Source organism: Bacteroides sp. D22, assembly GCF_000163675.1.
Classification (GTDB): Bacteria; Bacteroidota; Bacteroidia; order Bacteroidales; family Bacteroidaceae; genus Bacteroides; species Bacteroides xylanisolvens.
This window is the reverse complement of sequence record NZ_GG774833.1, coordinates 1-11,421: the sequence shown is the minus strand read 5'-3', so window position 1 is coordinate 11,421 and position 11,421 is coordinate 1. Positions and strand designations below refer to the sequence as shown.

The window sequence follows — 11,421 nt, the reverse complement described above, 5'->3', positions numbered from 1 at the left end:
AGAAAATTGATGCTGTTATTGGCATGCCTTTTTGTGGGCATAGGCCTGGTAACTGCCCAAACTCAAAAAATCACAGGCGTTGTGATTTCTGAAGAAGACGGGCAGCCAGTTGTTGGCGCTTCTGTGTTGGTAAAAGGTACCACTCAAGGTACAATCACAGATGTAGATGGTAATTTTAATTTGTCGAATGTACCAAGTTCTGCAAAGACTTTGCAGATTTCGTACATTGGTATGCAGACGCAGGAAGTGGCGATAAAGCCCAATTTGCGAGTGGTTCTCAAATCTGATGCACAGCTAATAGATGAGGTTGTGGTAACCGGATATGGGGTAACTAAAAAAGCAGCATTTACGGGATCTGCCCAAACGGTGGATAACAAGGACTTGATGAAAAAAACAGATGCAAACTTTATGAAGTCTTTGGAAGGATCAGTAGCTGGTTTACAAGTAAATAGCTTGACTGGACAACCTGGTGCATACGCTTCTACTACTATTCGTGGAGTTGGTTCAATGAATTCTGGAACCGAACCTTTATACGTAATTGATGGTATTGCCATTTACACAGACAAAATGGGGGCTTATAACAAAGCCGGGACAGGGGATATGGCGGCAAGTCCGATGGCTAATATCAATCCTAACGACATTGAGTCCATCACAGTTTTGAAAGATGCTACAGCTACAGCTATTTATGGAGCTCGTGCAGCGAATGGAGTAATTGTAGTTACTACTAAAAAAGGTAGTCTGGGAAAAGCGCGTTTTAATGTGAATGCAAAAGTCGGAACTAGTTTTGTAGGTAAGATAGATCATAATTATCGTACGACAAATCTGGATAAATACAAAGAGATCTGGACCGAAGGACTAACAAATGCAGGATATGACGGTGAGGATGGCATGACTTCTGCTGAATGGCTGAATGCCTATGTTATGGATTGGTATAATGTGGACTTGACGCAAAATATCAAGAGTGTGGATTGGCTGAAGGAGATTCTGCAAAATGGTTTTTCACAAGAATATGATATCAGTGCTCAAGGTGGGAATGAAAATTTGCGCTATTATATTAGTGGAGGATATTTTCAGAACACAGGTATCGTCATCGGAACTGGAATGAAACGCTATAGCGGACGTATTAGTTTAGATGGAAAAAGCGGGCGGATAGGATATGGACTTTCTGTGAATGGAGCACTCTCCGATATAAACAACACTATGACTGAAAGCCAATATACTAATCCTATTGTAGCAGTATATGACATCCGTCCGTTTGAACAGGTGCGCAATGAAGACGGAACATATAATACAAATGTTAATTATAATCCTGTAGCTATTAACGATAAAGAAAAAGGTGATAAACGCAATCAAAAGCAGATTACATTGGTTGTGAATCCATATTTTACTTATAATATTATTGATGGCTTAACATGGAAGACAAATGCAGGATTGAGCTTGATTGACTTGGACGAGTTCTTTTACAGTTCAATTTATAATCCTCAATATTCCGGTAGTGGTATGCTTGGTCAAAGAAACCAGGAAAGAGCAACAACCTTGACCATTACCAATACCGTAAACTTCAACCGCACTTTCAAAGACATGCATCATTTGAATGTGTTGTTGGGACAAGAAGCACAGAAAATATCTTATAGAACAATTTATGCAGCTGCCAGTGGATATCCTAGTGATGCTGTTTTTGAATTGGACAATGCTTCCAAGCCAACAGGGGCGGGATCTTCAACCAAAGCAAGCACTCTTTCTTCATTCTTTATGAATGCAGAATATAACTTGAATGATAAATATTATCTGTCAGGCAGTTTCCGTTATGACGGCTCGTCAAGATTTGGTGTAAACAACAAATGGGCTCCTTTTTGGTCTATAGGAGCAAAATACCGAATCTCTAACGAAAGCTTTATGGAAAATACCAAAAGTTGGTTGACAGATTTGACTATCAGAGGTAGTTATGGAACTGTAGGTAATCAGGATATTGGTTATTATGCAGCAATGGGATTATATAATTATGGATATTCTTATAATGGTAAACCAGGAGCTATTCCTTACCAAATAGCCAATCCGGATCTAAAATGGGAGACTGTTGCAAAAGCCGATATCGGTATCCATGCTGTTTTCTTCGAAAGACTGACACTCGAAGTGGACTATTATAACCAACGGACAAAAGATATGATATTTGATGTACCACTTTCTTACACAACTGGATTCGGATCTATCCTGAAAAATGTAGGTGAGATGGAAAACAAAGGTATAGAATTCTTGATTAACGCTAACGTACTTAGAAATAAGGATTTCAGTTGGGATGTTCGTTTCACTGGTACGGCAAATAAAAATAAAATCATAAAACTTGCCACAGAAAAACCAATTGAGAATACTCTAACTATCAGAAAAGTTGGCGAGGCGTATAATACATTCTATATGCCGGAATATGCAGGAGTGGATCCTGAAACAGGAGAAGCAATGTGGTATAAAGGACAAGAAGGGGATGAGAAAACAAAAAATGTAAATGAGGCCGGTCAGCGAATTGTAGGTTCTGCCGATCCTAAATTTTATGGTGGCTTTGGAATGAATTTCAAATACAAAGGTTTTGACTTCTCTTTTGATACCAGTTTCACCTTGGGAAATAAAGTATATAACTCCGGATTTGCATTTGATATGCAGGTTGGACATTATTTCTTAGGTCCGGTATCTAACTATGTTTATGACAACCGCTGGCAAAAGCCGGGAGATATAACCGACGTACCCAAATTTGTAGCTGGAGACAACTCGGGAGCAGAAACTAATTCCAGCCGTTTCTTAATGAACGGTTCTTATTTGAGAATGAAATCCATGGTTTTAGGATATACTCTTCCGAAGAACCTTATGAATAAAGTGGCTATTGACAATTTAAGAGTTTATATCTCTGCTGACAATTTGTTCACTATCACTGCTAAAGATTTTATAGGATTTGATCCACAAACTAGATCTACCGGTATGCAGTCTTGGGCATATCCTGTACCTAGAAATATCATGTTCGGTCTTAATCTTAGCTTCTAAAAAATAACTTTAGAAATTTATGACAATGAAGAAAATATTATTTGCTTTATTAACCGGTTGGATGGCAATTTCATTCACCGCATGCGATGACTTCTTGACAGAAACGCCATCAACTTCTGTTCCGACAGAAGAAGCCTTGGTTACTACCCAAGATTTTCAGAATGCTCTAAATGGTGTATATTACACATTAGGTTCATATCGTTTTCTGGGACGTGATGTATTAGCAATTGGAGATGCGCCAACGGATATCACTTCACATTCCGTTGCAACGTCTCATTTCTATGACATCTTCCGCTATCAGATACTGGATACTAATTCATACATAGAAGAAATATGGGCATACGGATATTGGGCTATCGACCGTTGTGCACGTATCATTAAAGAAGGTGCTTCATTTAAAGAAGTAACAAAGGGGGATCTGGCAGAAGTGGAAGGATGCATCGCTCAAGCCTATGCTATTAAAGCCCTCTGCTCTTTCTATTTGACTAACATGTTTGGTTTGCCATATTCGGAAGCCAACAAAACGACATTAGGTATCGTAAACGTTACTGAACCCGTCCCTGCCTATTCACAGGTGTCAAGAGTCAGTGTAGAACAAAATTATAGCCTGATTCTTGATGATATAACGAAAGCTAAAGAATATTATGCTAAAGAAGGTGTTGAAAATGTAGGTAAACAGTATATGAATACGGCTGCAGTTGCTGCACTTGAAGCTCGCGTAAAACTCTATATGAAAAATTACGAAGGGGCTATTACAGCGGCTCAAGAGGCAATAACCCTAAGTGGTGGTACAATTGTATCAACCAAAGAAGACTATAAGAATATGTACACGACATTGGCTGTTTCGACAGAAGACATTTTCTTTATAGCAAAAGCCGAAGATGATTATTTGTCCGCTAATGCTCTGAATACTTTATGGAATAAATACGGTTTGTCTATTAACAGCGCAACAGTAGCAGAATATTCACCTAATGATATTCGGCTGGCGCTTCTTGGCGGTACGTGGACTGGTGGAAAAATGCGTGGTATCACAACCAATAATCAGATTTCTAATTTGCCAGTTTTCAGACTGCCTGAAATGTATTTAATACAGGCAGAAGCATATGCAAAACAGTCAACTCCTAATTATGGAAAAGCTAAAGAAAAGCTATTGGAAGTAGCTTCCAAAAGAAATCCGGATTTGGATGACAATGAAATAGCAGAGGATCAAACGGTTATTGATGCCATTGATAAAGAAAGAAAATTAGAACTGGTTCAAGAAGGACATCGCTTCTTTGACGCAAGAAGATTAGGCAAAATTATTAGTGTAGCAGATGGATCGTACACTAATTTCAACATCGCAAAATTTGTGTACCCAATACCTTCTTTTGAAGTCAATTCAGGTTTTGGAGTTATACAAACAGAGGGATGGAGTAATAATTTACCTCGATAAAACATTTTTTAATATTGCCTCCATATAAGGATAAGTTTTAAATAAATAGATGAGACCTGCAATTTTAGAATTAATCGAAATTGCAGGTCTTATTATTCATAAATATATACATAAATAGTTTTACGTAAGAAACATTTACTTCAACATCGTATCGAATAATGGGGAGAAGGAGCACGTCTATTAGACTACAGACGTTATATTGATCCGGAAGACTGGGAAATGACGATGATGATTCCAATGACAGAGTTCGACGGTAATGAAAGCTTAAATATTGCCACTGATCAGAATCCATAAACAATTCACTTCTTTTTAATGAAATAAAAAAGAGTAGATACAATATATCCAATTCCAAGATATAAAAAAGATACTGATTTATAAAGGTAAAAATGAGACTAAACTCTTTGGCAAGCCTTGGAGTTTTAGTCTCATTTCTATTAAGGGGGTTATAAAAAAACTCGGGAATCTATTTTTTACAAAAGTAATTTAAAATAAAATATTCCTGATAGTTGTCATCCATTTACGGCTTTATTTATATATATCTTATTAACTTCTATAAGGGTAGTTCATTTTTTACAGCAAAGATAAATTTCATTTTAAGGACTCTTCAACCCTTCTATCTTTTATCATCAAGGAAGCATCCCCTCTCTCACAATATCCACCAAAATCGGTTTCAATCCGCTGACGAAACATTCCACCGCAATTACCATCAGAATCAATCCCATGAGGCGCATCATTACATTGTTTCCCGTCTCGCCCAATACGTTTACCAATTTCGTAGAAGCACGAAGAATAAAGAAAGTCAGCAGATAAATCAGGGCAATAGTGCCGATCAAAATTCCCTTCATTTCATAAGAATATGCATCCTGCATCAAGACAATAGCATTGGCAATCGCTCCGGGACCGCATAACATAGGAATGCCGAGAGGAGTAATGGAGATATCATCCGCATACGTTTTGATTTCTTCATCTTTCAGTTTCATTGGTGTATAACGGGCTTGAAGCATATCAAAGCCGATCTTGAAGATAATCACCCCACCGGCAATACGGAAGCCATTGGTAGAAATACCGAAAAACTTAAAAAGAAACTGCCCGGCAAAGACAAATACCATTATTGTAATAAACGACACAATGGTGGCGCGACGTACGATAGACTGACGTTCCTTATCCGTCATACCATGAGTCATGGTAAGGAAGACAGGCATCGTTCCCAATGGGTTGGTCAATGTAAAGAATGAAGTGAAACAAAGTAAGGCAAAAGGCAGAAGCGTACTATCCATGATTATATCGTATTTTATGCAAAATTAAAACGCAACAAAAATACGACTTAATCCAGAAAACCTATAATAAATCCATTAATTCTTTCAAGGAATGTATGTGATAAGTGGGAAGAAAAGGGAAAGTAGTCCGTTCCGTCACATTGTAAAAAGCCTGATGCATCCCTACTCCGTGCGCTCCGGTTATATCCGCTTCCCAACTGTCACCAATCATCAAGGATTCGCGCAATTCGGATTGAGTGGCAGACAAGGCAAAATTAAATATTGCCGGCCAAGGCTTCAACACTCCGAGATCTTCCGAAAGAATCACTTTTTTGAAATACCCGTCCACTCCTGCCGACCGCATCTTGCATGATTGCAATTCACGGAATCCATTGGAAAGGATATAGAGGTTATATTTAGGAGCAAGATATTCCAATACCTCCTTTGCATGAGGCATCAAAGTACTTTTAGTGGGAATAATCGCGAAAAAATCTTTCGAGAACTGTTCGGCAAGCGCTTCATCTTCCACTCCCACAGCCTGTAAAGGATAAAAGAAACGTTGACGGTTCAATTCATCTTTCGTTATTTTTCCTTCGCCGTACTCAATCCAAAGTTCGGTATTTCTTTGCTGATAAAGGGTATAATAATGATCGAACGAATCAAAATAACGGTCGAATGAATATTTCTGATATACTTCTTCAAAAGTATCACGGGCATTTTGAGAGAAAGCCCAGATGGTATCATCAAGATCAAAAAAAAGATTTTTATATTTCATCAGTAGTTATGCGTATAATAAGAAACAAAAAAGCCAATGTGCTAATTTCTTGAATCCAGGAATCAGCACATTGGCAATTCAAAAAGGGATGTCTACCTTATTTTACTTGAATAACCAAGTATCTGGATACACTCCAGAATTCAGTAGGATTAGTAATCTTCAATGTCAACTGGCCTTTGTCATCTTTTACCAATTCATAAGAACCGGACGGATGAGTAGTCAGTAACTCAGCACGTTTAGAGTACAACTTGATTTCTTTGGTTGTACGGATATCGATTTGAGTGAAATAATCCTTATTGAAATCAGCGCTCTTCAATACATCTCCGCTCTGAAGAATCTTTTGAGCTTTCAATTCAGATTTAGTACCGAATACGAACCAGGCAGCATTCAAGCTCTTTTCCTGTTCAGCAACGGTTTTAGCTTTCGCTTCGTTTTCTGCAGCCAACGTTTCTTTAGCAGCAGACAAGTCGCTGACAGCAGCATCCAATTCCTGGATACGGATATTCTTGGAAGCCAGTTCTGTTTGAAGTTCTTCGATACGTTGTTGTTTAGCGTTCAATTCAGCAGTCAAAGCAGCAACAGCTTTTTTCATCTGTGCAGAATTGTAATTGCTGTTCTTCAACTGTGCCTGCAACTTTGCAATCTGCGCTTTGTTTTCTTCCATCTGTTTAGAGATGAATTCGATGTCAGAAGCAATCTGTTGCTTGGCGCTGGCAGAGTTTTCAGTGATGGTTCCACGTTGCAAGTCAACACGACTTTCGGCAGCATTGATCTTACGGAAACCTTCCTGAACTTCATTGAAAGTACCCATCATATCATCCAGTTCAGCATTGCGCTGGTTCAGTTCCATCAAAAGAGAATCATTTTCAGCTTTCAGGTCTTTACTTCCACCTTTAAAGCTATCACACGAAGCTAACATGGCTACGCATACAAATAAAACAGCTAACTTTTTCATACGTTTACGTTTTACGTTTTTTAATGAAATTATTTAATCATCTATTCCTGCTAATACTATCACAATCTCGCCCCGGGGTTCGGTAGCGGTAAAGTGTTCTATCAATTCAGCCAAACTGCCCCGAACTGTTTCTTCGTGGAGCTTGGATATTTCACGCGACACGGTTGCCTGACGTTCAGCACCGAAATATTCGGCAAACTGTGTTAACGTCTTCAACAGACGGTGGGGTGATTCATAAAACACCATCGTACGGTGTTCTTCCGCCAATGTCTTCAGTCGTGTCTGCCGTCCTTTCTTCTGGGGGAGAAACCCCTCGAAGCAGAACTTCTCGTTCGGCAATCCCGATGCAACGAGTGCCGGAACAAAAGCGGTTGCTCCCGGCAAGCACTGCACTTCAATGCCGTTGCGTACACACTCACGAACAACCAGAAATCCGGGATCGGAAATTCCAGGCGTTCCGGCATCCGAAATTAGTGCCACCGTTTCACCTGCCTTTATTCTATTAACAACACTTTCCACCGTTTTATGTTCATTAAATTTGTGGTGAGATTGCATTGCATTCTTTATTTCAAAGTGTTTCAGCAAAATACCGGAAGTACGTGTATCCTCCGCCAAAATCAGATCGACCTCTTTCAGGACTTTGATAGCCCGAAAAGTCATGTCCTCCAGATTCCCTACCGGCGTAGGCACCACATATAGCTTTCCCATCTTGTTTTTGTTTTATGCTGATTGATTAAAAAATTTCTTTAGTAGTTCCAGAAAGTCGTTCACCGCCTCCTTTTCTTCATTCAATTCGACTTTCGAGGACAGAAATGCGACTGCAGTCTTGTAGGAACTCATTACTGATATCTGTTCGATAACCCGATTCATCAAATCAGTGTCGCCTCCGAACAGTTCACGAGAAAAACGGAAAGAATCATTCAAGCTGATAGCATGTCGCAAGCCAGCAGACAGTTTGAGACTTTCTCCCAACACAGCCGATTTAGGTTCTTCCTCTTTCACAACAGTTTCAACGACAGGTTTCTCAACAATTGCCGGTTCCTCTTTTTTCCCTTCTTCTTCTTCTTCTTCTTCTTCTTCTTCTTCTGCTGCTGCTGCTGCTGCTGCTTCTTCTGCTGCTGTCTCTGCAGCTGCCGCTATTACGACAGGTTTCTCTTCCGCAACAATGGCTTCTCCTTCCTCATCTTCTTTCACAACAACCGATTCGAGAGATTGTATAATCACGGGGGAATCCTCTTCAGACCCGGCAACTTCATCCTCCTCTTCCGCTGTCTCTTCCACAGCTGACGGAGAAATTACCTGAACAGCATCCACCTCCTGCTGCAGTTCTTCCAAACGCCCCTGCATCCGTGTAATGCTCCGCTTCAACAGTTCAGACAAAGTCGGAGTCGGCTCCTTGGTAAATGAATCCATGAGATACTTCAACTCATGAACATCCAACTCAATATCTGTTAATAGCTTCTGTTTCATGTCAGTCCATTGTTTATACGGTGCGAATGTAGGAATAATTTATGCAATAACTTAAAATAATGGATAATTTAACAGTTCTTGCACATCGAATTGCTTACCTTTGTCCACATATTTATTTAATCAAGAAAACACAAAATCTCATGGTATTATTTTCAGAAGACCACATACAGGAGACTAGAAGAAGAGGCCGGATCGAAGTAATCTGCGGTTCTATGTTCTCCGGAAAGACAGAGGAATTGATTCGCAGAATGAAGAGAGCGAAATTCGCGAAACAACGTGTCGAGATATTCAAACCTGCTATCGACACCCGTTATTCAGAAGAAGACGTAGTCTCTCACGACAGCCATTCTATCGCCTCCACTCCCATCGATTCGTCAGCCAGCATTTTACTGTTTACTTCTGAGATAGATGTAGTAGGTATTGATGAAGCACAGTTCTTCGACAGTGGTTTGATTGATGTATGCAACCAGCTTGCCAACAATGGAATCCGTGTTATCATTGCAGGATTGGATATGGACTTCAAAGGAAATCCATTTGGACCTATGCCACAATTGTGCGCCATTGCCGATGAAGTCTCCAAAGTTCATGCGATCTGTGTGAAATGTGGTCAGCTGGCCTCTTTCTCACATCGTACAGTCAAGAATGAGAAACAGGTTCTTTTAGGCGAAACAGCCGAATATGAGCCTCTGTGCAGGGAATGTTATCTCCGTGCACGAGGGGAAGATGAGCAGAAAGTATAAACTCTATAAAAGAAACAGATTATGGAAAGGAAAAAGATAACATTCGACAGTTTTATACGCGGTTCCATCGGATGTGTGTTAGTTGTAGGAATATTAATGCTCGTGGAACGTCTTAGCGGAGTGTTATTACCTTTCTTTATTGCGTGGCTGATAGCTTATATGATCTATCCGTTAGTCAAATTCTTCCAGTATAAGCTACGATTAAAAAGCCGCATTATTTCCATCTTCTGTTCCTTATTCCTCATTACGGTTATCGGAGTCACTTTATTCTACCTATTAGTGCCGCCGATGATTTCGGAAATAGGCAGAATGAACGATTTGTTGGTGACTTACCTCACCAATGGAGCCGGTAACAATGTACCTAAGAACCTTTCTGAATTTATCCACGAGAACATTGATCTTCAGGCGTTGAACCGTGTATTAAGTGAAGAGAATATCCTGGCGACAATCAAGGATACCGTCCCCAGAGTGTGGACTTTGCTTGCAGAATCTCTCAACATTCTATTCAGCATCCTTGCCTCTTTCATTATATTATTATATGTAATCTTTATATTATTGGATTACGAAGCGATAGCTGAAGGATGGTTGCATCTGCTACCCAATAAATACCGTACGTTTGCCTCCAACCTGGTTCACGACGTACAGGATGGTATGAACAGATATTTCCGTGGACAGGCTTTGGTTGCTTTCTGCGTAGGTATTCTTTTCAGCATCGGTTTCCTGATTATCGATTTCCCCATGGCTATCGCTCTGGGACTTTTCATCGGAGCATTGAATATGGTTCCCTACTTGCAAATCATTGGTTTCCTTCCCACCATTTTATTGGCAATCCTCAAAGCTGCCGACACCGGACAGAACTTCTGGATTATCATTGCATGTGCATTAGCCGTCTTTGCAATCGTACAAATCATACAGGATACCTTCCTTGTCCCCAAAATCATGGGAAAGATTACCGGACTGAATCCTGCCATCATCCTTTTATCTCTTTCTATCTGGGGTTCATTAATGGGAATGCTCGGCATGATTATCGCCTTGCCACTAACAACTTTGATGCTCTCCTACTACCAACGCTTTATTATCAACAAAGAAAAAAATAAAATATGATGAAGTAGAAACTACTGATAATCAAGAAACAAGCCACAACGAGGAAAAATAATTGAAACTTTTTTCTACGTAATGCTTGCAAATTAAATAAAAGTAACTACCTTTGCACCCGCAATCAGGAAATAACTGATTCGCAAATAAGGATTGATTCGCTAGCTCAGCAGGTAGAGCACAACACTTTTAATGTTGGGGTCCTGGGTTCGAGCCCCAGGCGGATCACCAAAACAAGATTAAGCCTCTGATTTTCAGGGGTTTTTCTTCTTATCCAAAGGCCTTATTTCCATCCTACTCCCCATTAAATATGAACAACAGAAAAAATTATATAGTCTACCTACAACAATCAGCCATGAAGCAGGAGGAATGTCAAGACCCGAAGTAGAGGTACAAAAAAATTATACAGACTTACTCGACAGACAGAAACAGGCTCAGTTGTAATTCTTGGGGGATTAAGTTTAGTCAATTCCCTTCATGCATATACCTTTGCTAGCCTAAAAAGGAAGAAGCTCATATCCACTACTCCTCTAAATGATGCCCTAAATGCTTTGATTTTAGCATTAAATGCTTCCGCTGCTGCATTTGTACTCCTGTTCACAAAGAAGTTCAAAATCCTTTCATAATGGTTCTCAATAGAGTTTACTACTGTTGTGAATGTATCGTAT

General features: G+C 39.7%; 9 protein-coding genes, 1 tRNA gene and 1 pseudogene. 5 read left to right on the top strand and 6 right to left on the bottom strand.

The window, feature by feature from the left end:
- Together HMPREF0106_RS00995 and HMPREF0106_RS01000 are read left to right on the top strand one after the other, a co-directional pair.
- Nucleotides 1-3,030 (top strand): SusC/RagA family TonB-linked outer membrane protein (locus tag HMPREF0106_RS00995; protein ID WP_232286800.1); only part of this gene is annotated, 3,030 nt, incomplete at its 5' end.
- Nucleotides 3,031-3,049: 19 nt separating this feature from the next.
- Complete coding sequence (locus tag HMPREF0106_RS01000; RefSeq protein ID WP_008777225.1) at nt 3,050-4,462, top strand: RagB/SusD family nutrient uptake outer membrane protein; 1,413 nt, start codon at nt 3,050-3,052, stop codon at nt 4,460-4,462.
- A gap of 626 nt (nt 4,463-5,088) precedes the next feature.
- On the opposite strand, the gene HMPREF0106_RS01005 is transcribed toward HMPREF0106_RS01000, so the two are convergent.
- The 5 genes from HMPREF0106_RS01005 to HMPREF0106_RS01025 form a co-directional block, all read right to left on the bottom strand.
- Nucleotides 5,089-5,739 carry a MarC family protein gene (locus HMPREF0106_RS01005; RefSeq protein WP_009041210.1) on the bottom strand — a complete coding sequence of 217 codons (651 nt, stop codon included), beginning with the start codon at nt 5,737-5,739 and terminating at the stop codon, nt 5,089-5,091.
- Between the two features lie 61 nt (nt 5,740-5,800).
- Nucleotides 5,801-6,493: a YjjG family noncanonical pyrimidine nucleotidase gene (locus HMPREF0106_RS01010; RefSeq protein WP_004299179.1), complete on the bottom strand. Its 693-nt coding sequence runs from the start codon at nt 6,491-6,493 to the stop codon at nt 5,801-5,803.
- Between the two features lie 97 nt (nt 6,494-6,590).
- Entirely contained in the window at nt 6,591-7,448 is an 858-nt protein-coding gene (locus HMPREF0106_RS01015) for a hypothetical protein (RefSeq protein WP_004299178.1), read from the bottom strand.
- A gap of 33 nt (nt 7,449-7,481) precedes the next feature.
- Nucleotides 7,482-8,156 carry a 16S rRNA (cytidine(1402)-2'-O)-methyltransferase gene (gene rsmI, locus HMPREF0106_RS01020; protein WP_004299177.1) on the bottom strand — a complete coding sequence of 225 codons (675 nt, stop codon included), beginning with the start codon at nt 8,154-8,156 and terminating at the stop codon, nt 7,482-7,484.
- A 12-nt stretch (nt 8,157-8,168) separates the two neighbouring features.
- Nucleotides 8,169-8,918, bottom strand: coding sequence for a hypothetical protein (locus HMPREF0106_RS01025; RefSeq protein WP_009041209.1), 750 nt, complete (start codon nt 8,916-8,918; stop codon nt 8,169-8,171).
- A 140-nt stretch (nt 8,919-9,058) separates the two neighbouring features.
- Here HMPREF0106_RS01025 and HMPREF0106_RS01030 point away from each other — a divergent pair, with 140 nt between their 5' ends.
- From HMPREF0106_RS01030 to HMPREF0106_RS01040, 3 genes and pseudogenes are all read left to right on the top strand, one after another.
- The gene (locus HMPREF0106_RS01030) at nt 9,059-9,658 is read left to right on the top strand and encodes a thymidine kinase (protein ID WP_004299175.1); all 600 of its coding nucleotides are present in this window, start codon (nt 9,059-9,061) and stop codon (nt 9,656-9,658) included.
- Between the two features lie 21 nt (nt 9,659-9,679).
- Nucleotides 9,680-10,814, top strand: a pseudogene (locus HMPREF0106_RS01035) (AI-2E family transporter).
- Between the two features lie 94 nt (nt 10,815-10,908).
- Nucleotides 10,909-10,984: transfer RNA gene (locus HMPREF0106_RS01040), tRNA-Lys, on the top strand.
- Between the two features lie 244 nt (nt 10,985-11,228).
- On the opposite strand, the gene HMPREF0106_RS01045 is transcribed toward HMPREF0106_RS01040, so the two are convergent.
- A partial coding sequence (locus tag HMPREF0106_RS01045) for a transposase (protein WP_009041207.1) occupies nt 11,229-11,421 on the bottom strand: 193 nt, incomplete at its 5' end.

Coding starts and splice junctions, on each gene's coding strand:
- HMPREF0106_RS01000 (WP_008777225.1), top strand. CDS start 3,050: ATGACAATGAAGAAAATATTATTTGCTTTATTAACCGGTTGGATGGCA.
- HMPREF0106_RS01005 (WP_009041210.1), bottom strand. CDS start 5,739: ATGGATAGTACGCTTCTGCCTTTTGCCTTACTTTGTTTCACTTCATTC.
- HMPREF0106_RS01010 (WP_004299179.1), bottom strand. CDS start 6,493: ATGAAATATAAAAATCTTTTTTTTGATCTTGATGATACCATCTGGGCT.
- HMPREF0106_RS01015 (WP_004299178.1), bottom strand. CDS start 7,448: ATGAAAAAGTTAGCTGTTTTATTTGTATGCGTAGCCATGTTAGCTTCG.
- rsmI (WP_004299177.1), bottom strand. CDS start 8,156: ATGGGAAAGCTATATGTGGTGCCTACGCCGGTAGGGAATCTGGAGGAC.
- HMPREF0106_RS01025 (WP_009041209.1), bottom strand. CDS start 8,918: ATGAAACAGAAGCTATTAACAGATATTGAGTTGGATGTTCATGAGTTG.
- HMPREF0106_RS01030 (WP_004299175.1), top strand. CDS start 9,059: ATGGTATTATTTTCAGAAGACCACATACAGGAGACTAGAAGAAGAGGC.